This is a genomic window from Actinoplanes sp. NPDC000266 (genome assembly GCF_042899005.1).
GTDB lineage: Bacteria > Actinomycetota > Actinomycetes > Mycobacteriales > Micromonosporaceae > Actinoplanes.
The window spans coordinates 119,254-144,572 of record NZ_JBIAZI010000015.1 but is presented as its reverse complement, the minus strand read 5'-3'; the positions used below and the strand labels follow the sequence as shown (position 1 = coordinate 144,572).

The following is a 25,319-nucleotide window of genomic DNA, read 5'->3' as shown; positions in this document are numbered from 1 at the left end:
ACCTGGCGACCACCGTAACCTCCACGCAACACATCGACCTCCGCTGTCAGCACCGACGAGTTACGCGACTGTGCTCAAGTCCTCACCCGGGTGGCCGATGGAACGGCCATGGTTCGTTCCAGCAAGGCCATGGACAGGGTGCGTCGCGGCGTCGACGACGCCCTGATCTTCGCTTCGCTCATGGCGCTCGCGTGGCCGCTGCTCTTCGAGCGGCTGACCGAGGAGAACGCGAGCGCGGTCGGCTGGATCCTCCCCATCGCGGGTGTGGTCCTGGTCGGCGCGGCGGTGGCGCGGCTCGCCGACGCCTGGCCGCTGGTGCAGTACGCGCCGGTCGCGGCGGCCGTCGTGACCGCCGCCGTGCAGCACGGCAAGCTCGGCGGCGCCGATCCCGAGCTGACCTGGCTGATCATCATCGTGGCCGGCATCATCCTGATCCGGCAGTTCCTCGGTTCGCACACGAACGAGGGGCTCATGCGTGACCTCACCCGGCAGCGCGCGATCCTGGCCCGGCAGGCGTTCCGCGACCCGCTGACCCAGCTCGGCAACCGGGCCATGTTCATGGACCACGCCACGGACGCGCTGGCCGACGGCGACCAGACGATGACCGCCGTGGTCCTGTTCGACCTCGACGGGTTCAAGGGCGTCAACGACACGTACGGCCACGCGGCCGGCGACGCGCTGCTCAAGGTCACCGCCGAGCGGCTGAACGCGAACGTGCGCGCCAACGACACGGTCTCGCGGCTCGGCGGCGACGAGTTCGTGGTGCTGCTCCCCCGGCTGGTCGACGACACGATCGCCGACACGGTGGCGGGCCGGATCCTGCGCGATCTGGAGCAGCCGCTGGAGATCGGCGAGGTGGTGCTGACCATCCGGGCCAGCGCCGGCATCGCCATCACCAAGGGCGGCGAACGCGACGTCGACACCCTGCTGCGCGAGGCCGACGAGGCGCTCTATCAGGCGAAGGAGGACGGCAAAGGTGTCGTACGCCGGTTCGACCCGGCCCGTTTCGCCGAGATGGAACAGCGCCGCCGCGACGAGGCCGACCTGCGCCGGGCGTTCCTGGAGGGCCAGTTCGAGGTCTTCTACCAGCCGATCGTCGACCTGGACGGCGAGCACACGGTCGGCGTCGAGGCGCTGGTCCGCTGGCAGCACCCGAACCGCGGCCTGCTGCCGCCGGGCGCCTTCCTGGAGCTGGCCGAGACGATCGGCATGATGCCCAAGCTGGGCCTGTGGATCCTGCGCGAGGCCTGCCTGCGCGCGGTCGAGTGGCAGCGCCAGAACCCCGGCTTCGAGCTGAACGTCAACCTCTCGGCCTCGCAGCTGGCCAACCCGGAGCTGACCGACGAGATCCGCGCGGTGATCGAGGAGACCGGCATCCCGTCCGGGCTGCTCGTGCTGGAGCTGACCGAGACGGTCGCGCTGACCGACCTCAAGGAGTCGGCCCGCATCCTGGCCTCGCTCAAGACCCTGGGGGTGCGGATCGCCCTGGACGACTTCGGCACCGGCTTCTCGTCGCTGAGCCACCTGGGCGCCCTGCCGGTCGACGTGGTGAAGATCGACAAGTCGTTCGTCCAGGCCATGCACGAGAGCTCGGGCGGCGGCTCGGTGGCCGAGGCGGTCCTGCAGATCGCCCGCACGTTCAACCTGTCCCCGGTGGCCGAGGGCGTCGAGGACCGGGAGCAGGCCGACCGCCTGCGCGAGCTGGACTGCGTGCACGCGCAGGGCTACCACTTCGCCCGCCCGATGCCGGCCGACGAGCTGACCGGTCTGCTGACCAAGCAGAGCGCCCTCCAACGGGGGTAGGCGCTCCCCTCCCAGGGCCACCCGGCCACCGTCCGGCCGGGTGGCCCTTTCTATGCCTTCGCCGGCTGGACGGCCAGGCCGATGCCCGGGGCGATCGGCTTGATCCGCTTGCCCGCGAACAGCATCAGGCTCAGCAGGCTGGCCAGCACGGCCAGCGCCCCGGCCCCGTACCAGGCCCACGTGTAGGCGCCGAGCTGGTCGCGGACCAGGCCGGCGGCGGTGGCGGCGGCCGCCGCGCCGAACTGGTGCGAGGCGAAAACCCAGCCGAAGACGACGGCCCCGCGGTCGCCGAAGTACTCCCGGCACAGCGTCACCGTCGGCGGGACGGTGGCCACCCAGTCCAGGCCGTAGAACAGGATGAACAGCACCATGCTGGGGTGGGCGGTCGCCGCGAACAGCGACGGCAGCACCAGCAGCGACATCCCGCGCAGGAAGTAGTAGCCGCCGAGCAGGATGCGGCTGTCCACCCGGTCGGTCAGCCAGCCGGACAGGATCGTGCCGACGATGTCGAACAGGCCGACGAGCGCGAGCAGGCTCGCGGCCGTGGTCTCGGCCATGCCGTGATCGTGCGCGGCCGGGATGAAGTGGGTGCCGACCAGCCCGTTGGTGGTCGCCCCGCAGATCGCGAAACCGCCCGCGAGCAGCCAGAACGGCCGCGTCCTGGCCGCGTCCCGCAGCGAGCGCAGGGCGATCCGGGCCGCGCCCTGCGGGGCGATCGGCTTGGGCTCCTCATACTCGCCGCCCAGGGGCCCGATGCCGAGCGAGGCTGGATGATCACGTAGCCGCCACCAGACCAGCGGCACGACCAGCAGGGCGGCGCCGGTGACGGTCAGGGCGGCGGTCCGCCAGCCGTGGCTCTCGGTGAGCGAGGCGAGCACCGGCAGGAAGACCAGGTTGCCGGCCGCGCCGCCGGCGGTGAGGATGCCGGTGACCAGGCCGCGGTGCTTGACGAACCAGCGGCCGGTGATGGTGGCGACGAACCCGAGGGCCATCGAGCCGGTGCCCAGGCCGACGAGCACGCCCCAGAGCAGGACGAGCTGCCAGCTGGTCCGCATGAAGACGGTGAGCCCGGAGCCGGCCGCGACCAGCACCAGGGCCGCCATGATCACGCGGCGGATGCCGAAGCGCTCCATGAGGGCGGCCGCGAACGGCGCGGTCAGGCCGTACAGCAGCAGGTTGACCGAGACCGCGGCCGAGATCGTGCCGAGGGACCAGCCGAACTCGTCGTGCAGCGGGCGGAGCATCACGGAGGGGGTGGCGCGGAAGCCGGCCGCACCGACGAGCGCGACGAAGGCGACCACGGCGACGTACCAGGCCGGATGGATGCGGTTCTTGAGCACGTACACAGTCTGCGAATCTTCACCCGTTCCGACGAGTGGCCGAGAGGCCATCATGCGCAAGAATCGGGCCATGCCTGATTCGCGTCATCTGGTGGCCGTCCTCGTCCTCGACGGAGTGGTCCCTTTCGATCTCGGCACCGCCTGCCAGGTCTTCCGTACGGCCCGCGACGCCGATCTGCGGAGGCACTACAAGACGCGGGTCTGCGGCCCCGGACCGGTTCGCAGCTCATCGGGCTTCACTGTCACGCCAGATTATGATTTGTCGCTTTTATCGACTGCTGACACCATTGTCGTGCCCGGAGTCGACGCCGGCAGCACCGTCACCGACGGAACTCTTCGGGAGGACGTCCGTTCCGCGTTGCGCGAGGCAGCTCAGCGTGGGGCCCGGATCGTCTCGATCTGCACCGGCGCGTCCGTTCTGGCGGCGGCCGGCCTGCTCGACGGCCGCCCGGCCGCCACCCACTGGGCCTGGGGCGACACCCTGGCCGCGCTCTATCCCCAGGTGCTCTGGAACCTCGACGTTCTCTTCGTCGACGACGGCGACGTGCTCACCTCGGCCGGCGTCGGGGCCGGCGTCGACCTCTGCCTGCACATCGTCCGGAGCGACTTCGGCGCCGAGGTGGCCAACCGCGCGGCCCGCCGCTGCGTGCTGCCGCCCTGGCGCGAGGGCGGCCAGGCCCAGTACATCGAGCGCCCGGTCCCCCAGGCCACCGACAACGGCACCGCGCCGACCCGGGCCTGGACGCTCGACCGCCTGGCCGAGCCGGTCAGCCTGGAGGAGATGGCCGCGCACGCGAGCATGAGCGTGCGCACCTTCACCCGGCGCTTCCGCGAGGAGACCGGCACCAGCCCCCGGCAGTGGCTGCTCCAGCAGCGGGTCACGCACGCTCAAATGCTGCTCGAGTCGACCGATCTGGGTGTCGAGACGGTTGCCCGCCGCTCCGGCCTGGGCAGCGCCACTGCCCTGCGGCAGCACTTCCAGCAGTCGATCGGGGTGGCGCCGACGGCGTACCGGCGAACCTTCCGGCAACCGGTGCCAACCGGGTCCTAACCGGGCACGGCTCAGCTAGGTCCGCGTACGTCCGATGGGCAGAGGCAAGCACCGATAGCCGATGCAAAGGACGTCATGGACCAGACCTTCCGCCCGCTGCTGGACGCGCTCAAGCAGATCGGGATCGATCCGCGCGCCGTCGACGCGGCCGCCGAGGAGGCCCAGCGCAGCGGCCGGTCGGTCCGCGCCGTCCTGATCAACGACAACGTCGTCACCGAGGAGCAGCTCACCACCGCGGCCGCCGCCGCGTTCGGCATCAACACGGTCGACCTGGTCAGCTTCACCCCCGACCCGGCCGCGCTCAAGCGCATCCCGCTTCCGGTCGTGCTCCGCCACCGCGTCATCGGCCTGTCGATGTCCGACGGTGAGCTCGTGGTCGGCGTGACCGACCCGGGTGACGTCGTGGCGCTCGACGATGTCCGGGCCGCGACCGGCATGACCGTACGCCCGGCCGTGGTCGCCCGCAGCGAGGTCCGCCGGATCATCGAACGTCTCCAGCGCGAGGCCAGCGACCTGGGCGAGATGGTCGACCAGGAGGACGACCAGTCCGCGATGACGGCGCAGGCCACCAGCGCCGACGACGCCCCGATCGTGCGTTACGTCAACAGCCTGATCGAGCAGGCCGTCATGAACCGCGCCTCCGACCTGCACCTCGAGCCGACCGAGGACGACATGCGGGTGCGTTACCGCATCGACGGCGTGCTGCACGAGGTCGACATCGTGCCGCGGGGCGTCATGGCCGCGCTGACCTCCCGCATCAAGATCATGTCGGGCGTCGACATCACCGAGAAGCGGGTACCCCAGAACGGCCGCATCACGGTCATGATCCGCGACCGCACGGTCGACCTGCGTACCGCCACGCTGCCCACGGTCTGGGGCGAGAAGATCGTCCTGCGTGTCCTCGACACCGGCGGCATCGACCTCGACATGGGCAAGCTGGGCTTCACCCAGCACAACCTGGACCGTTTCGCCGCCTCGTTCACCAAGCCGCACGGCATGGTGCTGGTGACCGGCCCGACCGGTTCCGGCAAGTCGACCACGCTCTACGCCACCCTGGGCCGGATCAGCAAGCCCGAGGTCAACGTGATCACCGTCGAGGACCCGGTCGAGTACCGCCTGCGCGGCGTCAACCAGGTGCAGGTGAACGCGAAGGCCGGCCTGACCTTCGCCGCGGTGCTGCCGGCCATCCTGCGCTCCGACCCGGACGTGGTGCTGATCGGCGAGATCCGGGACGCGGCCACCGCGCAGATCGCGGTGGAGGCGTCGCTCACCGGTCACCTCGTGCTCTCCACCCTGCACACCAACGACGCGCCGGGCGCGGTCACCCGCCTGACCGAGATGGGCATCGAGCCCTTCCTGGTCGGCTCGTCGCTGGACTGCGTGCTGGCCCAGCGGCTGGCCCGGCGGCTGTGCGACTGGTGCAAGGAGGCGTACAAGCCGACCGAGGCCGAACTGATCGGCGCCCGCTGGCCGTTCGAGGACCTGGCCGTGCCGGAGGCGCTGTACGCGCCGAAGGGCTGCCGCAACTGCGCCAACACGGGATATCGCGGCCGCATCGCGGTGCACGAGGTGATGCCGATCAGCCCGGAGATCGAGTCGCTGACGATCCGCCGCGCCTCGGCCAACGAGATCCGCGAGGTCGCCCTCTACCAGGGCATGTACGACCTGCGCGCGGACGGCCTGGCCAAGGCGGCGGGCGGGTTGACCTCGGTACGGGAGGTCTCCCGCGTGGCCGTTTAGCTTATCCGGTTTTTGAGCGCTTCACCCGAATAGCCCCAAAGAGCCCCTCAACCGGCCACCCGGCGTGCCGAATACAGATGGCGCCACCCAACGAAAAGGATGCCGCAGCAGATGTCCACGACCCAGCAGGTGCCCCAGCAGGCGGCGCCCCTCGAGCCGGCCGCTCCCGCGCCGGGCGACCTGGCCGTGCTCAACCAGATGCTCGTCACCCTGGTCGAGTCCCGCGGCTCCGACCTGCACCTGACCGTCGGCACCCCGCCGATGATCCGGGTCAACGGCTCGCTGCGCCCGCTTCAGGGCTACGGCAACCTGAACTCGGCCGACACCGCGCTGCTGGCCCGGGCCGCCATCACGGCCGAGCAGTGGGGGACGTTCCAGGACAAGCAGGAGCTCGACTTCGCGCACAGCATCGCCGGCGTCTCGCGCTTCCGCGGCAACCTCTACGTGCAGCGCAACTCCTGCGGCGCGGTCTTCCGGGCCATCCCGCACGAGATCAAGCCGCTGGACGAGCTCGGCATGCCGGACTCGGTGGCCCGCTTCGCCCAACTGCCCCGCGGCCTGGTGCTGGTCACCGGCCCGACCGGCTCCGGCAAGACCACCACCCTGGCCTCGATCCTGGACCTGATCAACCGCAGCCGCGCGTCGCACATCATCACCATCGAGGATCCGATCGAGTTCCTCCACCCGCACAAGCGCAGCGTGGTCAACCAGCGCGAGGTCGGCGCGGACACCGAGGACTTCGCGAGCGCCCTCAAGCACGCCCTGCGGCAGGATCCCGATGTCATCCTGGTCGGCGAGCTGCGCGATCTGGAGACCACGGCCACCGCGCTGACCGCGGCCGAGACCGGTCACCTGGTGCTGGCCACCCTGCACACGCAGAGCGCCACGCAGACCATCGACCGCGTCATCGACATCTTCCCGCCGCACCAGCAGCTGCAGATCCGCGCCCAGCTGGCCGCCTCGCTGCAGGGTGTGGTCACCCAGGCGCTGGCGCCGCGGGCCGACAACAAGGGCCGCGTCGTGGTGGCCGAGATCCTGACCGCGACCCCGGCCATCCGCAGCCTCATCCGCGAGGGCAAGTCGCACCAGATCCCCTCGTTCATGCAGGCCGGCGCCGGCGACGGCATGCTCGCCTTCGACCAGCACCTGGCCGAGAAGGTGCGCGAGCAGACCGTGACCATGGCGACCGCCCTCGAGCTCTGCCACTCCCAGGAAGAGCTCAAACGGCTCGTGGGACGGATGTGATCACATGCCGGTCACCAAGGTCTACCGGTACAGCAGCATCGACGCCGCCGGCCACCGGGGCAAGGGCACCGTCGAGGCGCCCAACGAGGCTGCCGCCGGGCACCTGCTCCGCCAGCGCGGCGAGACGCCGCTCGAGCTGAGCGAGGCGGGCAAGGGCCTCGACCGGGAACTCAAGATCCCGGGACTCGGTGGCCGGGTCAAGCTCAAGGACCTGGCGCTGTTCGCCCGCCAGTTCGCCACGATGACCTCGTCCGGCATGTCGCTGCTGCGGTCGCTGGCGATCCTGGAGGAGCAGGCCTCGGCGCCGCCGCTGAAGAAGGCGATCGGCGAGCTCCGGGCGGAGGTGTCGGCCGGCGCGTCGCTGTCGGGCGCGATGGCCAAACACGACCGGATCTTCCCCCGTCTGATGGTGGCCATGGTCCGGGCCGGCGAGACCGGCGGCATGATCGACCAGGCGCTCGAGCAGATCGCGGACAGCCTGGAGAAGGACACCGCGCTCCGCGGCAAGATCAAGAGCGCGATGACCTATCCGGTCATCGTGCTGTCGTTCACCTTCATCATGATCGCCGCGGTGCTGATCTGGATCGTGCCGATCTTCGAGAACATGTTCGCCAGCCTCGGCGGCGAACTGCCGGCGCCCACCCAGTTCCTGGTCACGGCCAGCCACAACATGGTGTGGATCGGGCCGCTCGTGATCATCGTGGGCGTCGCCTCGACCGTCACCTACAAGCAGCAGATGCGCACCAGCGCCGACTTCCGCTTCAAGATCGACCAGCTCAAGGTGCGAACCCCGGTCTTCGGGTCGCTCCTGCGCAAGCTCGCCATGAGCCGCTTCTCCCGCAACCTGGGCCTGCTGCTCAACGTCGGCGTGCCGGTGATGCAGGCGCTGACGGTGGTCGGCGAGACCACCGGCAACGAGGTCATCAACGCGGCCATGAAGGACGTGCAGAACGCCGTCCGGGACGGCAACACCATGTCCTCGGCGCTGCGCAACCACCCGATCTTCCCGGCCATGGTCACCCAAATGATCGAAGTCGGCGAAGAAAGCGGTCAAATCAGTCAGATGCTCGACAAGGTTGCCGATTTCTATGACAGAGAAGTCGACAGCGCCGCCGAGTCCCTGACGGCATCGATCGAACCCATCATGGTCCTGGTCATGGGCACCGTGGTCGGCTCGATGGTGATCTGTCTCTACCTTCCGATGTTCAGCATCGGCCAGCAGATCCAGACGAATTGACGGACCCCGCCGTCGCTCCCTGACCCCACATCGCCATGGAGGCACCCCCTATGCAGGACGTCATCAACCGGCTCCGCAACAAGAAGGCCGACGAGGGCTTCACGCTCATCGAGCTGCTGGTCGTCGTGGTCATCATCGGCATCCTGGTCGCGATCGCCGTGCCGGTGTACCTGAACTACCGCAAGGGCGCGGCGGACAAGTCGGCACAGTCCGACGTGCGGGGTGCGGTGAGCCAGATCGAGCAGTTCTACACCGACAACGGCAACTCGTACCCGGCGGCCGACGTCCTCAACCAGAAGGCGAGCTTCGCGATCACCGGCACCGCCGCCGCCGGCGGATCCGCTTCGTCGACGGCGACGGGCCAGATCAACCTCTCCGACGGCACCACGTTCTCCTACGTGGCCTCGGGCACGCCCAAGGGCTCTTCGTACAAGGTCTGCGCGACGAACAGCGGCGGCAGCGGCAAGGTCTACGCCTACGACAGCGCCGTCGGCGGCTCGGTCAAGGCGCTGAGCAGCACGGGCACCACCGCCCTGAGCACCTGCTCCTGATCACGGCTCACTAGAGGAGGGCGACGACGATGCTGCTGGTGCTCATCGTGGTGGCCCTCCTCGGCCTGGCCGTCGGCTCGTTCCTCAACGTGGTCATCTACCGGGTGCCGCGCGACGAGTCGCTGATCCACCCGCGGTCGCACTGCCCGGCCTGCGGCACCGAGGTCCGCAACCGGCACAACATCCCGGTGCTGGGCTGGCTGATGCTGCGGGGGCGGTGCGCCGACTGCGAATCGCCCATCAGCCCCCGCTATCCCCTGGTCGAGACGTTGACGGCCGTCCTGTTCGTGGCCGTGACGGCCAAGTTCGGCCTCACCTGGGAACTGCCGGCGTACCTCTACCTCGCGGCGATCGCGGTGGCTCTCGCCGCGATCGACCTCGACGTGATGCGCCTGCCCGACAAGATCGTGCTGCCGTCGTACGCGGTGGCCCTGGTCCTGATCGCGCCGGCCGTGATCGCGCACCACAGCTGGGCCCAGGCCGGCCGCGGCCTGATCGCGGCGGCCGTCCTCTACGCCGTCTACTTCGTCTTCGCGATGCTGCCCAGCGGCATGGGCGGCGGCGACGTGAAGCTGGCCCCGCTGCTCGGCTTCTACCTCGGCTGGCTGGGGTGGAGCTCGGTGCTGATCGGCGCGTTCGCCGCGTTCCTGCTCGGCGGCGTGGTCGGCGCCGCGCTCATGGCGATGCACCGGGCCGGCCGCAAGTCCCGGATTCCCTTCGGGCCGTACATGCTCGCCGGCGCCTTCCTCGCGGTCTTCGCGGGTGCGCCGATCGCCGACTGGTATTCGTCCCTCCTCGTACCCTCCGCCTGAAAGGACTCCGATGGCAGGCGCACCGCCGATCGGGCTGGACATCGGCTCGTCCTCCATCCGGGCCGTCGAGGTCCGGCGTGGCAAGGACGACTATTCGCTGAGCAACTTCGGCCAGGTCCCGCTGCCGCCGGGCGCGGTCAACGGCGGCGTGGTGCAGGACCCGATGATGGTCACCTCGGCCATCAAGCAGCTCTGGGCCGCCTGCAAGTTCGGCTCCAAGAACGTCAGCATCGCGGTGACCAGCCCGCAGCTCGTGGTCCGCGAGATGAGCCTGCAGAACCTGCCACCCAAGGAGATGAAGCTGGCGCTGCCGTTCCAGGTCAAGGACGCGCTGCCGCTGGCCGTCGAGCGCTCGCTGCTCGACTTCTATCCACTCGAGGTGCCGGGAGACAACCAGACCGTCCGCGGGCTGCTGATCGCCATGCCCAAGGACGCGGTGCTGACCTCGGTGGCCGCCGTCGAGAAGGCCGGCCTGCATGTGAAGGCGGTCGACCTGGCCTCGTTCGCGATGCTGCGCGCCGCCTCCCGGCTCGACACCCAGGTCGAGGCGATCGTCGACGTCGGCTACGACGTGACCAGCGTGATCGTGCACGCCGACGGCGAGCCGCTGATCGTGCGGACCGTGCCCCGCGGCGGCCAGGAGATCACCGACGCCATGGCGAGCCGGCTCGGCGTGCCGCCGGGCGAGGCCGAGATGCTCAAGTGCCGCTTCGGCCTGCACGGCGACGGCAACCCGGAGACCGTCGAGGCGGCGGCCGAGGCGGTCCGCCCGCTCGTGAACGAGCTGCGCAGCTCGTTCACCTATCTGGCCTCGGGCGAGCGGCAGAAGCAGGTCACCCGGCTCGCGCTCTGCGGCGGCAGCGCGCTGATGCCCGGGCTGGCCGAGCATTTGCAGGACCAGCTGCGCATCACCGTGATGTACGCGGACAGCGCCAGCCGCCTGCGGGACACGCGTAAGGGCCGCGAACGCGGCTTCGACAGTTTCGTGCCGTCGGCCGCCGTGTCGATCGGCCTGACCCTGGGAGCGGCAGCCTGATGGCGACATCGACGACGACCCTCATGCCGATCGACCCCGCGGTCTCACCCGAACAGGCCTCGCGCATCCTGCCGATCCGCGCGAACCTGCTGCCGGGCGAGCTCACCGCCGGCCGCAACGCCCGCCGGACCAGATTCCTGCTGATCGGCGCCGTGGTCGTGGTGATCGGCGTGCTGGCGGGCTGGTTCGCCTACGCCTCCCAGCAGCGCGACGAGGCACAGACGAACCTCGACACCGCGAACGGCATGGTCAAGCAGGCAACGGACAAGAAGGGCGACTACGCCAAGGTCACCGGTCTCATGAACGACGAGACGCGGGTGCAGACGGAGCTCAAGTCCCTGCTCGCGACCGATACTCCCTGGTCGACCGACTTCGGCTACGTCCGCACCGACGCGGCCGCGGCCGGCGTCACCCTGACCGCGCTCAGCGGCACGCTGACGGACTCGTCGTCCGGTTCCGCGACCTCCACCTCCGTCGCGTCGATCACGGTGGGCGGTACCGGACCGGACAAGAGGAAGATCGCCTCGTTCATCGAGAAACTCGCCGCCCGCGAGGAGCTCACGCGGCCGTACGCGTCGTCGGTGTCGTACGACGCGACCGAGAACAACTACGGCTTCGCCCTGACGGTCGATCTCACCACCGAGGCCCTCTGCGGCCGCTTCACCACCACCTGCGGAACGGGGGACTGATGGACGCACGGCGTGCGAACCAGGTTTGGCTGGCCGGCGGGATCGCCGCCATCGTCCTGCTGGTCCTGGGCACATGGTTCCTGCTGATCTCGCCGAAACTCTCGGGCGCCGACGCGGTGCAGGCCGAGGCGGACGACGTCAACATCCAGCTGCTCCGCCTCAACAAGGAGGTGGCCAAGCTGGCCGCGCAGGACAAGAAGAGGGCCACCTATCAGGCGTCGGTGGACGAGCTCGCGGCCAACCTGCCGGAGAGCTACGGCGAGCCCGACTTCCTGCGCATGCTCCATACCGCCGGCGCCGCCACGAACGTGACGATCAGCAACTTCACCGCGGGCGACCCGGCGGCGTCGACGACCGTGACGACGGCCGTCGAGGTGCCGATCACGCTCACCGCGACGGGCACCCAGTCCAACCTCGACAAGTTCCTGGTCAACCTCCAGAGCGTGCAGGACCGCGCGGTTCTGCTGAAGTCGGTCAGCCTTTCCAGCAACACCGATGCCGACAGCACCGGCAAGCTGAACGCCGACCTGAACCTGACCGCCTTCTGCACCACCGCGAAGATCGACGACAGCGACAAGAAACCGATCGGCAGCGACGTCTGCAAAGCCGGCGCCTGATCTTCACGGCGGGTACAACGGGTGAACTCGGTGGGTAGGCGAACCACCCCATTGTCACCCTGAGTACCCTGCCCGTATGTCTTACGCGGTCCCGCCGACCCGCACCGCCGCGGTCGTCCGCCAGCTGCGCAACGAGATAGTGACCGGAGAGCTGTCCCCGGGCACCCTGATCAAGGACGCTGAGCTGGCCCAGCGCCTCGGGGTGAGCATCACCCCGGTCCGCGAGGCGATCGCCCAGCTCTCGGTCGAGGGCCTGATCGACATCGCCCCCAACCGCACCCGTCACGTCACCCGTGTCACCCAGAAGAACGCATTAGAGCTGATCGACGTGATGAGCGTGCTCGCCTGCGCGGGCTTCGAGTGGGGCGTCGACAACCTCACCGCCACCCACGTCGAGCTGATGCGCCAGCGGCAGCGGGAGTTCGTCGAGGCCCTGCGCGGCGGCAACGTGCTCGCGGCCAGCGCGGCCGGCGCCGACTTCAGCAGCATCGTGATCCTGGCCAGCGGCAACCGCGAGCTGCAGTCCATGGTGGATCTGGTCGTCGCCCGTACGATGCGCATTCTCGCCATGACCGCCGAGAGTGACATCTGGAGCACGTGGATCGAGGGCCACGACGACATCCTGCGGCTGCTCGGCGCGGGCGACGCCCAGGGCGCGCTGACCCGATATCGCGAGATCTACGTCGAATACCGGGCCCGGGTCGAGCGCGAGCTCTTCGACTAACCTCCGAAAACCTCGGCCGCCGCCGTCGTCCGTACGGCGAAATGGGTTATGCCCCACCGGCGCTCGATCTCGGCCAGCTTGGCCTCGATCTCGCTCTTGGTGCCGATGAGGGCGTACGGCCCGGCGATGATGTCGCTCTCGGTCTCCTCGGTCTCCTTGGCGTACGCCGCGTAGCCCGCCCCACCGTCGTCGGTGATCTCGAAGCGCTGCACGAGCGCCTCGACCGGGGTGTCACCGCAGAGCTCGATCTGCGCGTCGATCTCGGGGATGCTCCACCGGGTCTCGTGCATGTGGCCGTCGGGCAGCGTGCGGCCCAGCCCGGACAGGCCGATCCGGTCGGCGTTCTTCGCGGCCCAGCGCAGCAGCCGGGTGTTGCCGCCGCCGATGAGCAGCGGCACCTTCTCCTGCACCGGGCGCGGTTTGTCCAGGCCGTCGCCGGCCAGCAGGCGCGTGGTCGCCTCGGCGACGGCGATGCAGTGATCGACCCGGCCCCGTACATCCGGCCTGGTCTTGCCTATCGCCTCCCACTCGGCCGGTGTGTGCCCGGCGCCGAGACCGAGGAACGCCCGGCCGCCGGAGACGACGTCGAGGGTCGCCACGTCCGAGGCGAGCAGGATCGGCTCGCGGACGCCGGCGTTCGAGACGTACGACCCCAGCCGTAACCGTGAGGTGACGGCGGCGGCCGCCGCGAGCGCGACGAACGGCGAGGCGCACACGCCGGGATGGTCGGCCACGGTGAGCGCGTCGAAGCCGAGCCGTTCGGCCTCGCGCGCGAGATCGAGCCACGCGGCGGCGGTGGCGGGCTGGGCCTGGAGGGAGAAGGTCGCCATCGCTCCACGCTCCCCCGGGCCCGGCGCCGCTGGAAAGACTTTTTCGCGATCGGCGAAGGCGCTACCGGTCTGCAACCCGGTTCTCCCTGGAGGTCACCCCGACGCGGCCGATGTGGCGGGTGTCCGAGAAGAAAGGCCTCCCCCCGATGCCTCAGCGCCAGAACCTCATCCTCATCGCCGAGGACGACAGCGACATCCGTGACCTGCTCACGGTGACGCTGGAGTCGGCCGGCTTCCGCACCGTCGCCGCCAAGGACGGCAACACGGCGGCGCGGATCCTCAAGGTCGCCCGCCCCGTCGGCCTCGTCACGGACGTACGCATGCCCGCCCTCAACGGAATGGAGCTGACCCAGATAGCACGGCTCGATCCGGCGAGCCGTGACACCGCGATCCTCATGATCTCGGCCAACACGCACGCACACGACATCGACGCCGGACTCGGCGCCGGAGCCGACCGATACCTGCCCAAGCCGCTCTCGCCCCAACGGGTCGTCGCCGAACTGCGCGACCTTCTTGAAGGGAAGAACTCATGACCGCGCTTCTCGATCGCCCCACGGACACCGACGCGTTCGCCAGGGCGATGTCCTCCCGGCCGTTCTCCATGCCGGTGGCGCCCAGCATCCTCATCGCCGACGACGATGACGAGGTGCGCGACGTGATCGAGTACCGCCTGCAGGTCGCCGGTTTCCGCACGCTCACCGCCGACAACGGCCGCTCCGCGCTGACCCTGGCCGTCGAGCGCCGCCCGCAGGTGATCATCCTCGACGTCACGATGCCCCAGCTCGACGGCCTCACGGTCTGCGCCGAGCTGCACAACTCGGCCGCCACGGCCGAGATCCCGGTCCTGATGATCAGCGGCACCGCCGAGCCGTCCCGCCTGCTGGCCGCCGGAGCCGACGACTTCCTGCCCAAGCCGTTCAGCTCCCGCGAGATGATGCGCCGCGTGAACTGGCTGCTCCTGTCCAGCTGAGCTACGTTCTTGACTATGGAGTCAAGTAACGCTTCACCGGCCCCTTCTTTGGCCTCGGACGAACCCGACGATTTCGCCGAGCCGGCCACCCCGGTGGCCGGCCTCATCCTGCTGGAGTCGGCGGACGACGCCGGCGCCTGCTCCGCCGACGGATGGTGCGACTGATGACCGGCAGCGTGTTCGGCCGGGCCGCCGAACCCATCGTGATCGACATCTGGAGCGATGTCGTCTGCCCGTTCTGCTACCTGGGCCACGCCGTGCTGGCCGAGGCCGTCGAGCAGCACCCGCACGGCTCCGCCGTGCAGATCCGATACCACAGCTTCCAGCTCAACCCCGGCTTCGCCCCCGGCGAGGCCGTCCTGGCCGACGACTATCTCGCGGCCAGCCACGGCATGCCGAAGGCGCAGATCGAGGCCTCGCACGCCCAGCTGAGCGCCCGGGGCGCCGCCGCCGGTCTGGACTACCGGTTCGAGAAGGTTCAGATGGTGAACACCCTCGACGCCCACCGGATCATCCACCTGGCCAAGGCGCACGGCCGGGAGAGCGCCGCGGTCGAGCGCCTGTTCCGGGCCGAGTTCACCGACGGGCTCAACCTGGCCGACCACGGCGTCCTGGCCGACCTCGCGGCCGAGCTGGGCCTCGACCGCGCCGAGGCGGTCAAGACCCTGGAGACCAAGGGGTACGAGAAGGACATCCGCGCCGACCTGGCCCGCGCCCGCGAGTTCGGCATCACCGGCGTCCCGTTCTTCGTCTTCGACAACAAGCGGGCCGTCTCCGGCGCCCAGCCGGTCGAGATGTTCCGCCGAGCCTTGGACCTCTCCTGGGAGGACAGGGAGAATCAGCCGGCATGACCCGCTTGCGCGCGGACGCGCGCCGAAACGTCGAGGGCATCCGCCGGGCCGCCCTCGACGTGTTCCGCGCCCACGGCCTGACCACCCCGCTCGACGAGGTGGCCAGGGCCGCGGGCGTGAGCAAGGGCACCATCTACCACCGCTTCGGAAGCCGCCGCGGCTTGATCGACGCCGTGGTCGACGAGCTGGTGGCCGAGCGCATCCGCGACATCATCGAGGCGGTCGAGTCGTTGACCGACCCGCTGGCCCGCTTCGAGGAATACCTGCTGCGCATGTGGCTCCTGCAATACGACGAGCCCGCCGCCAACGACGTCCTGGTCAGGGCCCTCCCCGACTCCGAACAGCTGACCACCCTCTGCGACAAAGCCAGCCGTTTCGGCCGCCGGCTCCTGGAGGAAGCGCAGTCAGCGGGGGTCGTCCGCCCCGACCTGACCCCGACCGACCTGACGTACTTGATCCTGGAAAGAGGCGCCGCCCTGCGAGCGTGCGCAAAGCAGTCCCGCCCCGACTACGAACGCCGCCTCGACTTCCTCCTCCACGGCCTCCGCTCACACAGCCAGTCAGCTGAGTCCTAGGCCTCGCACCATGGCCCGGAGCAACGTTCGCCGTCTGATCGCGGAGCCGGCCCAGTCGGGGGCGTTCGTCACCGCCATGTGGTGGACGAGCAAATCCTCCGAGGAGGCCGGCCAGCGCCCGGTGAGCTCGGACAGACGCTGGGGTCCGATCAAGCCGGAAACGTTTTCCCCGAGAATTCGAGCCGCCGCGGCGGCCTCGTCCAGATCCTCCTGAACCAGAAGATCCTGGCCATGAGCGGTCTCGTAGAGGGAGGTCTCGACAGCTGATGACCTCGTGTACCAGTAGACCACCGTGGCGATGTCGCCGGCGTCCTTGTACTCGCCGTAGGCGCTCCGGTCCAACCACGCGGCCAGCTTCAGCGCGGCATATCCAGCAGCGGAGGGAATCCGGATGGTCCCGCCGGTAGGTAACTCCAGCGGGTGAGCGCCCGCGAAGACCTCGGCGAAACCCCATACACTGATCGGTTCCTGGCGGGTCGTCGGAGTCACTGTGCCCGGGGGATTCTCCACTGGGCCGAACGGCATGAGATCAGCCGTCGTCTGCGCGATCCGGAAACGGATTCCCGTGTTCCCGGCCGAGGGCAGTCGGGTGACCAGTTCGTCATAAGCAGCCCAGTTCGCCACCGCCAGGCCGAGGTCGATGTCGGCCGTGGCGCGCAGCAAGAATTCGTGTCCGAACGCGCTTTGCAGGATGTCGCGGCAGTGCGCGCCCACCAGCATCACCTCACCAGGCGCCAGCAGAGTCGACTTCGTGATGACTTCGACCACGACGCCGTCGACGATGTGGAGCAGGGAGGGATCAGCCTTGGTCAGGTCGAGCATGGTCGGCCCTCCACGTTCTGGCTACCTCGGCCAGCCGGGCGTCACCGGTCGCCATCAGATCGGCGTAGACCAGTGGCCAGGGAGCATTGGGATCCTTCTCGGCGAGACGCGGCGAAGTCCAGAACTTCTTCCGGACGAAAACGTTGGGTACGCGCTCCGGGTTGGAGCTCCACCTATTGGCCACGGCGAGCTTCGGTTCCAGCGAATCGAGATAGACGGTCGAGGTGGCCGGACGCGCGACATCGACTCCGACCGCTGTCTCGCCGCTGAGGTAGACGGGACGCTCGCTCTTGACCGGCCGGCTCGGATCACCGTGGAATTCGGCGACCGCCAGTCGCGGGCCGAGACCGGTCGGGTAGGCGGCGGTCCAGTAGTCGACGAGCTCATCGGTCCGGGCGAGGCCTTTCGATGACGGCCGCAGGAATCCGGCCTCCGCCAGCCTGGTCATCACATCGTGCGCCTGTCCCAGAGAAGTTCCCGCCGCACCGGCGATCTCCCGCCGCACCCCGACCGCCAACTCCGGCCAGGTGAGCAGCGCCAGAATGACCTGAGCCCGGACACGGCTGAACAGGTTTCCCGCCTGCCCGGCGGAGCGCTCGGGTCGCGCTGCCCGCTCGACACGCCCCCGCACGTCGATGAAGACGTCGCCGAAGGCGATGAACGCGTTACCCAGGGCGTCGACGAACTGGATGTTCGCCTCGCGGAAGGCGTCGGCGCTACGCGGGCTGATCCGGTCGCCGATCATCAACGTCGGACGGGGCCCGGAGGGACCCTTGCGATGGGCCACGGCGGTCAACGTCAGCGCCTTGAACTGCACGAGGTATATCGCCGCGCTGTCACCTCTGGTCAGCGTGACGACCGCGTCCACACCGCTGTCGATGCCCGGAGCCGACGGCTCCCTCTTGAGAGAGACACCGAACTCTCGCAGGCGCTCCTCGGCCAGCCCCAGGAACCGCTCCGTCTCGCCCGAGCCGATCTGCGTTCGGTTTTTCACCCTGTTCAGTTTATTTGAACAAGGACGAAAACTGAACACGGTAGGGCCACCATGGGCAACAAAAACGCCCGGACAACAGTCCGGGCGTTTCGCAAGGGTGGAGCTGAGGGGACTCGAACCCCTGACCCCCACACTGCCAGTGTGGTGCGCTACCAGCTGCGCCACAGCCCCTTGCCTTCGTCCCCGGTCACCCGGGCACGGAGGAAATACTACACACCTTCGGCGGGAGCCCGCCGGGACCCCCTCCCCTTCAGTTCATCGCGGGGTCGGGTGGGAAGTGGGCGACCGCCGCCAAGATGTCGCCCTGGCGGCGCAGGACCATGGCCCACAAGTCGTCGGGGCGGTTGATGAACGGGTCGCCCGGAAGGGCGTCCAGCAGGAACCATGAGCCGGCCGCGATCTCCTCCTCGAGCTGGCCCGCGGACCAGCCCGAGTAGCCGGCGAAGACACGGACGCCGGCGACGCTGTCGCGCAGGCGCTCGGGGTCGGTGGACAGGTCGACCGTGCCCAGGGCGCCGGACACCTGATGGAAGCCGGACACCCTCTTTTTCACCTCGGGGCGGGTGCGGGCCAGGCAGATCGCCGACTCGGGCTGCACCGGGCCGCCCTCGAACAGGACCGCCGGGTCGCCCGCCAGCTCCCCCCACGTGCCCAGGACGTCGGAGACCGGGACCTCCGTCGCGCGGTTGAGGACCACGCCCAGGGCGCCGCCCGTCTCGTGGGCCACGAGCAGCACGACCGTACGGTCGAAATTAGGGTCTTTGAGAGTGGGTGTCGCCACGAGGAGCCGGCCGGTCATGGACTCCATCGACCGGCCTCCGATCCGCTGACCCTCGCTATACACGGGCAGTCCGCAGCGTCACGCACAACGCTTCCACCAACGCCATGAACGCACATTAGCCCGAGTTTCCGGCCACCGATAAGGTCTGGCCATGAACGCAGCGGCGGAGATCGGCGTCATCGGCGGCTCGGGGCTCTACGCCCTCCTGGATGACGCGGCCGAGCATGTCGTGTCCACGCCCTACGGTGCGCCCTCCGACCCGATCACGATCGCCCGAGTGGGTGACCGCCGCGTCGCGTTCCTGCCGCGCCACGGTCGCGATCACCGGTTCCCGCCCCACAAGATCCCCTATCAGGCGAATCTTTGGGCGCTTCGCGCTTTGGGTGTACGTCAAATCGTCGCGCCCTGCGCCGTCGGTGGTCTGCGGCCCGAGTTGGGCCCGGGCACGTTCGTGGTCCCCGACCAGCTGATCGACCGGACGAGCGGCCGCGCGCAGACGTACTACGACACCGGCGCCGTCCACCTGAACTTCGCCGACCCGTACTGCCCGGACGGCCGCGCCGCCGTTCTCGAGGCGGCCCGCCCGGTCGGCCCGGTCGACGGCGGCACCATGGTCGTGGTCGAGGGCCCCCGGTTCTCGACCCGCGCCGAGTCGCGCTGGTTCACCGCGATCGGCGGCACGATCGTCAACATGACCGGCCATCCCGAGGCCGTCCTGGCTCGCGAGCTGGGCCTCTGCTACACGTCGATCGCCCTCGTCACCGATCTCGACGCCGGAGTCGAGGGCGACCACGGGGTCACCCAGGAGGAGGTCTTCCGGGTGTTCGCGGAAAACACGGAGCGGCTCCGGGACGTACTCCTGGACGCCGTGACCAAGCTCCCCGAGCGACGGACCTGCCCTTGCGCGTCAGCGCTGGACGGTTTGAAGCTGCCGATCGAGCTACCGTGACGGAATGACGGACGCCGATGGCTTCTTCGGGGAGAAGGTCGCGGAGAAGTACGACATCCCCAATGACCCTCAGTTCGATCCGGCCGTCGTGGCGCGGACCGCGGACGTGCTGGCCGATCTGGCCGGCGGGGGACGGGCGCTGGAGTTCGCGATCGGCACCGGCCGGGTGGCGGTTCCGCTGGCCGGGCGCGGCGTCGAGGTGCACGGCATCGACATGTCCCGCGCGATGCTGGCCCGGCTGCGCCCGAAGCCCGGCGCCGAGCGGATCGGCGTGTCGGTCGGCGATTTCACCAAGACCCGCGTCGACGGCGAGTTCGATCTGGTCTACCTGGTCTTCAACACGATCATGAACGTGACCACACAGCGGGGTCAGGTCGCCGCGTTCCGCAACGCCGCCGCCCATCTGCGCCCGGGCGGCCGCTTCCTGATCGAGGTGATGGTCCCGGAGCTGCGCAAGCTGCCGCCCGGCCAGACCGCCGTCCCGTTCACCGTCACTCCTACGAGGCTCGGCTTCGACACGTACGAGCCGGCCACCCAGGCCATGTCCTCGGTCCACGTCGTCGACGGCGAGATCTCCGAGATTCCTTTCCGGTACGTCTGGCCGGCCGAACTCGACCTCATGGCGCAACTGGCCGGCATGGAGCTCGAGCACCGCTGGGAGTCCTGGTCCCGCGACCCGTTCCACAACGAGAGCGACTCCCACATCTCCACCTGGATTCGCCCCACTATGTGACTACAGTCACATCCGCGTTCTGCTGTTTCGCCGACAGGGGTCGATGCGTGATGGTATTCGCCGTTGATCCTCGGCGAAGGGACCACTCGTGGAACGGCGTCTGGGCCGCCTCGGCGTCCGCGCGGCATCGGTCGGTCTGCTCCTGGCCGGCCTGGTCGGCGGCGTCTACCTGGGCAAGGAGCGCGCGGCGGTCTCGCCGTCGGCGTCCGACGCCCCCGTGAACCTGGTGGTCGAGTCGCAGGACCTCTCCCTGCTCAAGCAGCGCCAGGGCGCGCACGCCGCCGCCCGGGCCTGGCAGCGCGAGGCCGAGGGCGCCGCCGCGGCCAAGGCGGCCGCCGCCGCCAAGCTCACCGCGGCCCGCGCGCACGACCTGGAGGAGCAGGTCATCGCCGACAAGAAGAAGGCCGAGGAGAAGAAGAAGGCCCTGGAGAACGGCGGCCCGGTCCCCTACGACGGCCCGATCCCCGGCTCCTGCAACGAGTTCAGCGGCAGCCGCAAGATCGGCTGCGCCCTGATGCTCGAGAAGGGCTTCGGCATCGACCAGTTCCCGTGCCTGAACAACTTGTGGACCAAAGAGAGCGGCTGGAACTACAAGGCCGAGAACAAGTCCTCGGGCGCGTACGGCATCCCGCAGTCGCTGCCCGGCAGCAAGATGTCCTCGATCGCCGACGACTGGAAGACCAACCCGGCCACCCAGATCAAGTGGGGCCTGGGCTACGTGAAGGGCAAGTACAAGACGCCGTGCGGCGCCTGGCAGAACTTCCAGGAGAACGGCAACTACTAGCGCCGGGCGATCCGGAGCAGAGCAAGAACGACAAGAACAACAACAACGGCAAGGGCGGCGATCACGTACGACCCGGTCGCCGTGACCGCGCCGAAAGCGCCGACGGCGAGGACCGACCCGAAGGCGCCGATCGACAACACGGATCCGAAAGAGCCGATCGACAGCACCGACAGAATCGATCCCACGGACGCCACGGAGAGAACCGATCCCAGCGATCCGATCGAAAGAACCGAGTCCTTCGAGCAGACGCTGAGAATCGATCCGCTGGACCGATACGACAGAAAGTTCCTCGAGCGCGACATGCTTTCATCGTTCCGGCCGCCGCTCGCCGTCACATCGCCCCAGCAGATCCACGGCTGCTGATTTCCCCATCAACCAACTGGTCGATGGACGGCTACGACGTCACGGCCCACCCGAGGTGCGGTTCCAGGCGAAGGCCTCCCGGGCGCCGCGTGCCGGCCGGAATGCCGCGGCAGACGGTGAAGGCGTAGCGGCCCCGCTGAAGCTCCACACCGGACGCAGAGCCAACGGATCATCGACCGGAGAAGCCGATCCCCCAGCAGCCGGAGCCGCGCCGAGAACGGCTGCGCCTCGCCCGCGTCCCGGCCCAGCGAACCCGGCACCGTCACCTCGACGGCCTGCACAGCACCGGGCGGCAGACCACGTGATGACGGGCTGGATCGCGGCTCCCCCACGTCAGCGACCCGCCAGGCACGGTCCCACGTCGCCGCTCAAAGACGCTCCCCATTCACCATCGTCGAATGGTAGGCCGCGTCACTCAGTCGGGGCCGCCCCACGGGCCGGCCGCCAAGGGATCCTCGGCGATGATGTCGCGCCAGATGTCCAGCAACTGGTCGAGGCCGGCCAAGGGCTCCGGTGAGGCCGCCAGGTCGTACAGCGGACGCTCGAAGAAGTTTCTCGGCCGGCGGCCGGCCAAGCCGCCTTTGAAAGCGCTGACCGCCTCGGCCACGTCGCCGCGGCCGAGAAGGGCCAAGGCGCGGATCTCCGCTATCGCGAAGGACGACATGAGGTTGCCGGCGGGCTCTATCGCGTTCAGAACATCCTGCGGGGTTGTCCGGCGATGAGCCGGCTGAAGGCAGCGGTCGACGGCCCAGCGAAGGAGCACCACGTTCGCACCGTTCCCCGCCGCGGCGAATTCGGCGCGGGCCTCCTCGTGCCGGCTTTCGCTCAGCAGCAGCAGTCCGAGCATGCGATGTGGGGTGGTGTATTCCGGATCGCAGCGCACCGCCACCCGGAACGCCGAACCCGCCTCACTGAAACATCCCGTGCCGCACAACGCGTTGCCGAGGCCGTTGAAGGCGTACGCGTAATCGGAATCGCACCGCACCGCCTCCCGGAACGCCGCCTCGGCCTCGGCATAACGACCCAGGTCGTAGAGGGCGTTACCGAGGCCGTTGAAAGCGTACGCGTAGTGGGAATCGCAGCGCACGGCCTCCCGGAACGCCACCTCCGCCTCCGCATATCGACCGAGGCTGTACAAGGTGTTACCGAGACCATTGAAGGCGTACGCGTAATTGGAATCGCAGCGCACCGCCTCCCGGAACGCCGTCTCCGCCTCCGTATAGCGCCCCTGGCCATATAACGCGTTACCGATTCCGTTGTGACCGTAGGCGTTGGCGGAGTCGCGCCGCACCGCCTCGCGATACGCCGCCTCCGCTTTCGTGTAACGGCCCAGGCCGTGCAGAGCGTTACCGAGACCATTGTGGCCGTACGCATTGCCGGCGTCGCGCCGCACCGCCTCCCGATACGCCGCCTCGGCCTCGGCATAACGACCCAGGCCGAACAACGTGCTACCGAGATTTCGGTGGGCGACCGCGAAGTCCGGATCGCACCGCACCGCCTTCCGGAACGCCGCCTCCGCCTCCACATAACGACCCAGGCCGTACAACGCGCTGCCCAGCCCGTTGTGGCCGTACGCGTTGTCCGCGCCGCATTTCACCGCCTGCCGGAAAGCCGCCTCCGCCTCCCCATGACGGCCCAGGGCGTAGAGCGCGTTGCCGAGCCCGTTATGAGCGCTGAATCGGCGCTGGTAGCGCGCCGCGATGCGCAGTCCGTCGATCACGGCTCTTTGATCGGCGTCCGTGCGGGACTTCAGATCGCCGACATACGGCAGCGACCCGGCGATCTGGCCGAGGCGATCGGCGGTCGGCCCGCTCGCCGGCTTGGTGAACTTGGTGGCCAGCCGTAGATGCCGTACCCGTTCGATGAAATCGAGGCCGAGCGCCGACCATGCCTGGCAATAGAGCAGGTGGACGTACGGCGTTCGCGGCTCACCCGCGTCGAGTGCCCGCATCGCCACGCTCGCGTTCGCGGCCTCGCCGAACGGGGTGGCGATCCCGGCGAGCTGAAACAACCCGTCGACCACGGTCCGATGCGCGGGAGAGCAATAGGGCCGAAAGAATTTCGCGACCTCGAGCAGGATGCGGGCGTAAGTGGGCTGCAGAACCGCCGCCTGCGGGATGAAGCTCTGCAACAGGCGTACGCCTTCGGGCGGATCAACCCAGAAGGTGTGCCACAGCAGAGCGACGCTTGTCGTACGCCAACTGGCGTCCATGACCTGATCTTCGACGCCGCGGTCGGCCCAGACCTCCAGGCGGTCCCGGAGGTATTGCACGGCACGCTGGTTTATCTGCTGAACGGTGTCGCTGACCCGCTGCACGGGGGTGAGTATGAACAGGCGGACCGCGTCGCGGACGTCACGGTGAATGGTGCCGTCGCCGCTGTGGATGAAGTCGTGCCGACGGCTGATCTCGGGCAATTGCTCAGCCACTTTGCCGGCCGGAATGCCCCACAGAGCGGCCAGCAGGTCCGGGTCCCGGTCGACCGGAACGGGAGCGGCCATGTCGGGATACGGGTTCGACGTACGGCGCGCCGGTATGTCGTGATCGATGCTGATGAGGGCGAGCCCGTACAACAGCGGCAGGTCACGGTGCAGTTCCGATCCGGAGTCCTTGTTGGCGTGCGCCAGATAGCGGTTGGCCATTTCTCTGACCACACTGGACACGGAGCCGTCGCTGCGGACCTCTTCGTACAGGTCGTCGAAGCGCCGGCCCGTCCGCATACAGTCGTGCACCAGTTTGGCCATGAAATCCAAGGCCAGCGGTACGCCCTGAGTCAGTTCGGCCACGCGCTGAACGTCCAGATGGGCCGGGAGGTCACCGAGGCGATGCTGAAGAAAGCTTTTCGCGGTCCGATCGTCGAAGCGTGACAGGGTCATGGTCCGCAGCCGGCTGTCGGCCAATTCCGTCGTGTAATTACGGGCCTCACTCTCGCCCGCGGCGAGCAGTTCCGGCTCCAATCGGGTGCCGATCACCCAGATCACGCGACGGCCGCAGCGCCGTGTCAGCTCCCGCAGCCACGGGCCCGACCCGCCCAGCAGCTCGCACGAGTCCAGGACGACCACCACCGGCTGCTTGGTCGCGAGCGCGCGCAGGCCGGTGCTGAACGCCGTCGCCAACGCGTCGACCTGGTCGACCAGCGCCCGGTACAGCGCCGGGTCGAGCCGGGCCGGCCGCCGCTGCAACGCGGCCGATCCCAGCTCCATGGCGGCGCCGACGGCTGCCCCCACCGGGTTGACCACGGTCGTGGCCATCCCGGCCACCTCGGCCGCCTGCCCGGCCGCCTTCACCGCCTTGTCGACCTGCTGCGGCGACATCGGCCTGTGCCCGACCTGCTTGGTCAGGCCCAGCTCGGCCGCCCGCTTCTCCAGTTCGGGAAGCCAGGTGATCTGGCGCTGGAACTCGGCGAACCCCCGCAGGCGGCGCCGATCCCTCCGTCCCCACCCCTGGCTGGCGTTGTCGAGCGCGGCCCGGATCCGCTCCAGAACACGCCACACCGGCGGCCCGGCGAAGTCGATGTAGTCCTCACCGTGCAGCTTCTGATCGTCTTCCCAGTCCACCTCGAAAATCGTGAATCGGCCGACCGCCGGCTCCGAGAGACGACCACCGGCGATGGCGGCGAATCGACTCAACAGAGTGGATTTCCCGATGCCGCCATAGCCCTGCACGAGCACGACATAGCCCTCGTCGGGCCCGTCGCCGGGCTTACCCGAAGCCTCCCGGAGAACCTCGCGAAAACGGTTCTGCTCGTCGCTGCGGCCAACGAAGGTAGTCATGGAGCCTCTCTCGTGGCGGAGGGCCTACCCACGCATAATCGCCGACCGGG

Annotated in this window: 26 protein-coding genes and 1 tRNA gene; 20 read left to right on the top strand and 7 right to left on the bottom strand. The window is 69.0% G+C overall.

The features are described from left to right. Positions 1–108 precede the first annotated feature (108 nt). Complete coding sequence (locus ACFY36_RS44570) at positions 109–1,803, top strand: putative bifunctional diguanylate cyclase/phosphodiesterase (protein WP_499751993.1); 1,695 nt, start codon at positions 109–111, stop codon at positions 1,801–1,803. Positions 1,804–1,853: 50 nt separating this feature from the next. Here ACFY36_RS44570 and ACFY36_RS44565 read toward each other — a convergent pair whose 3' ends face one another. Next, positions 1,854–3,194 carry an MFS transporter gene (locus tag ACFY36_RS44565; RefSeq protein ID WP_499752065.1) on the bottom strand — a complete coding sequence of 447 codons (1,341 nt, stop codon included), beginning with the start codon at positions 3,192–3,194 and terminating at the stop codon, positions 1,854–1,856. Between the two features lies 1 nt (position 3,195). On the opposite strand from ACFY36_RS44565, the gene ACFY36_RS44560 reads away from it, so the two are divergent. The 10 genes from ACFY36_RS44560 (at position 3,196) to ACFY36_RS44515 (ending at position 12,845) form a co-directional block, all read left to right on the top strand. Beyond that, on the top strand, positions 3,196–4,194 hold the full coding sequence (locus ACFY36_RS44560; protein ID WP_499751992.1) for a GlxA family transcriptional regulator: 999 nt from the start codon (positions 3,196–3,198) through the stop codon (positions 4,192–4,194). A 75-nt stretch (positions 4,195–4,269) separates the two neighbouring features. Continuing rightward, the gene (locus ACFY36_RS44555; RefSeq protein ID WP_499751991.1) at positions 4,270–5,934 is read left to right on the top strand and encodes a GspE/PulE family protein; all 1,665 of its coding nucleotides are present in this window, start codon (positions 4,270–4,272) and stop codon (positions 5,932–5,934) included. Positions 5,935–6,045: 111 nt separating this feature from the next. Next, positions 6,046–7,179 carry a type IV pilus twitching motility protein PilT gene (locus tag ACFY36_RS44550; protein ID WP_499751990.1) on the top strand — a complete coding sequence of 378 codons (1,134 nt, stop codon included), beginning with the start codon at positions 6,046–6,048 and terminating at the stop codon, positions 7,177–7,179. Between the two features lie 4 nt (positions 7,180–7,183). Then, complete coding sequence (locus ACFY36_RS44545) at positions 7,184–8,416, top strand: type II secretion system F family protein (RefSeq protein ID WP_499751989.1); 1,233 nt, start codon at positions 7,184–7,186, stop codon at positions 8,414–8,416. A gap of 50 nt (positions 8,417–8,466) precedes the next feature. Continuing rightward, complete coding sequence (locus tag ACFY36_RS44540) at positions 8,467–8,967, top strand: type IV pilin protein (protein WP_499751988.1); 501 nt, start codon at positions 8,467–8,469, stop codon at positions 8,965–8,967. 29 nt (positions 8,968–8,996) lie between these two features. Then, on the top strand, positions 8,997–9,779 hold the full coding sequence (locus ACFY36_RS44535) for a prepilin peptidase (protein ID WP_499751987.1): 783 nt from the start codon (positions 8,997–8,999) through the stop codon (positions 9,777–9,779). A gap of 10 nt (positions 9,780–9,789) precedes the next feature. Then, on the top strand, positions 9,790–10,815 hold the full coding sequence (gene pilM / locus ACFY36_RS44530; protein ID WP_499751986.1) for a type IV pilus assembly protein PilM: 1,026 nt from the start codon (positions 9,790–9,792) through the stop codon (positions 10,813–10,815). Further along, on the top strand, positions 10,815–11,504 hold the full coding sequence (locus tag ACFY36_RS44525; protein WP_499751985.1) for a hypothetical protein: 690 nt from the start codon (positions 10,815–10,817) through the stop codon (positions 11,502–11,504). Before pilM ends, ACFY36_RS44525 begins: the two co-directional genes overlap by 1 nt. Then, positions 11,504–12,121 carry a type IV pilus inner membrane component PilO gene (locus ACFY36_RS44520; RefSeq protein ID WP_499751984.1) on the top strand — a complete coding sequence of 206 codons (618 nt, stop codon included), beginning with the start codon at positions 11,504–11,506 and terminating at the stop codon, positions 12,119–12,121. Before ACFY36_RS44525 ends, ACFY36_RS44520 begins: the two co-directional genes overlap by 1 nt. 76 nt (positions 12,122–12,197) lie before the next feature. Next, on the top strand, positions 12,198–12,845 hold the full coding sequence (locus tag ACFY36_RS44515; RefSeq protein ID WP_499751983.1) for a GntR family transcriptional regulator: 648 nt from the start codon (positions 12,198–12,200) through the stop codon (positions 12,843–12,845). On the opposite strand, the gene ACFY36_RS44510 is transcribed toward ACFY36_RS44515, so the two are convergent. Continuing rightward, complete coding sequence (locus ACFY36_RS44510) at positions 12,842–13,675, bottom strand: LLM class flavin-dependent oxidoreductase (protein ID WP_499751982.1); 834 nt, start codon at positions 13,673–13,675, stop codon at positions 12,842–12,844. The genes ACFY36_RS44515 and ACFY36_RS44510 overlap by 4 nt on opposite strands. A gap of 146 nt (positions 13,676–13,821) precedes the next feature. Here ACFY36_RS44510 and ACFY36_RS44505 point away from each other — a divergent pair, with 146 nt between their 5' ends. From ACFY36_RS44505 to ACFY36_RS44485, 5 genes are read left to right on the top strand one after another with little or no spacing between them, the layout of a single operon-like run. Next, a complete protein-coding gene (locus tag ACFY36_RS44505) occupies positions 13,822–14,208 on the top strand; it encodes a response regulator (protein WP_499751981.1) in 387 nt (128 codons plus the stop codon). After that, positions 14,205–14,645, top strand: coding sequence for a response regulator (locus ACFY36_RS44500; protein WP_499751980.1), 441 nt, complete (start codon positions 14,205–14,207; stop codon positions 14,643–14,645). Before ACFY36_RS44505 ends, ACFY36_RS44500 begins: the two co-directional genes overlap by 4 nt. Positions 14,646–14,660: 15 nt before the next feature. Then, on the top strand, positions 14,661–14,810 hold the full coding sequence (locus ACFY36_RS44495; protein WP_499751979.1) for a hypothetical protein: 150 nt from the start codon (positions 14,661–14,663) through the stop codon (positions 14,808–14,810). After that, positions 14,810–15,496 carry a DsbA family oxidoreductase gene (locus ACFY36_RS44490; protein ID WP_499751978.1) on the top strand — a complete coding sequence of 229 codons (687 nt, stop codon included), beginning with the start codon at positions 14,810–14,812 and terminating at the stop codon, positions 15,494–15,496. Before ACFY36_RS44495 ends, ACFY36_RS44490 begins: the two co-directional genes overlap by 1 nt. Next, positions 15,493–16,071: a TetR/AcrR family transcriptional regulator gene (locus ACFY36_RS44485; RefSeq protein ID WP_499751977.1), complete on the top strand. Its 579-nt coding sequence runs from the start codon at positions 15,493–15,495 to the stop codon at positions 16,069–16,071. Before ACFY36_RS44490 ends, ACFY36_RS44485 begins: the two co-directional genes overlap by 4 nt. Here ACFY36_RS44485 and ACFY36_RS44480 read toward each other — a convergent pair. The 4 genes from ACFY36_RS44480 to ACFY36_RS44465 all read right to left on the bottom strand — a co-directional run bounded on the left by ACFY36_RS44480 (position 16,057) and on the right by ACFY36_RS44465 (position 18,695). Beyond that, positions 16,057–16,893 (bottom strand): hypothetical protein, encoded by an 837-nt coding sequence (locus ACFY36_RS44480; protein WP_499751976.1) that lies wholly within the window; start codon positions 16,891–16,893, stop codon positions 16,057–16,059. The genes ACFY36_RS44485 and ACFY36_RS44480 overlap by 15 nt on opposite strands. Then, positions 16,871–17,926: a type IV toxin-antitoxin system AbiEi family antitoxin gene (locus ACFY36_RS44475; RefSeq protein ID WP_499751975.1), complete on the bottom strand. Its 1,056-nt coding sequence runs from the start codon at positions 17,924–17,926 to the stop codon at positions 16,871–16,873. Before ACFY36_RS44475 ends, ACFY36_RS44480 begins: the two co-directional genes overlap by 23 nt. Positions 17,927–17,985: 59 nt before the next feature. Next, a tRNA-Ala gene (locus ACFY36_RS44470) sits at positions 17,986–18,058 on the bottom strand. Between the two features lie 79 nt (positions 18,059–18,137). Then, positions 18,138–18,695, bottom strand: coding sequence for a YqgE/AlgH family protein (locus tag ACFY36_RS44465; protein WP_360244693.1), 558 nt, complete (start codon positions 18,693–18,695; stop codon positions 18,138–18,140). Between the two features lie 124 nt (positions 18,696–18,819). Here ACFY36_RS44465 and ACFY36_RS44460 point away from each other — a divergent pair, with 124 nt between their 5' ends. From ACFY36_RS44460 to ACFY36_RS44445, 4 genes are all read left to right on the top strand, one after another. Continuing rightward, entirely contained in the window at positions 18,820–19,617 is a 798-nt protein-coding gene (locus ACFY36_RS44460; RefSeq protein ID WP_499751974.1) for an S-methyl-5'-thioadenosine phosphorylase, read from the top strand. Positions 19,618–19,621: 4 nt separating this feature from the next. Next, the gene (locus tag ACFY36_RS44455) at positions 19,622–20,350 is read left to right on the top strand and encodes a class I SAM-dependent methyltransferase (protein ID WP_499751973.1); all 729 of its coding nucleotides are present in this window, start codon (positions 19,622–19,624) and stop codon (positions 20,348–20,350) included. Between the two features lie 88 nt (positions 20,351–20,438). Beyond that, positions 20,439–21,134 (top strand): aggregation-promoting factor C-terminal-like domain-containing protein, encoded by a 696-nt coding sequence (locus tag ACFY36_RS44450; RefSeq protein ID WP_499751972.1) that lies wholly within the window; start codon positions 20,439–20,441, stop codon positions 21,132–21,134. An 81-nt stretch (positions 21,135–21,215) separates the two neighbouring features. Continuing rightward, positions 21,216–21,497 (top strand): hypothetical protein, encoded by a 282-nt coding sequence (locus tag ACFY36_RS44445; RefSeq protein WP_499751971.1) that lies wholly within the window; start codon positions 21,216–21,218, stop codon positions 21,495–21,497. Positions 21,498–21,912: 415 nt separating this feature from the next. Here the strand turns inward: ACFY36_RS44445 and ACFY36_RS44440 are convergent, their stop codons facing one another. Beyond that, positions 21,913–25,269: a tetratricopeptide repeat protein gene (locus ACFY36_RS44440; RefSeq protein ID WP_499751970.1), complete on the bottom strand. Its 3,357-nt coding sequence runs from the start codon at positions 25,267–25,269 to the stop codon at positions 21,913–21,915. Positions 25,270–25,319 lie beyond the last annotated feature (50 nt).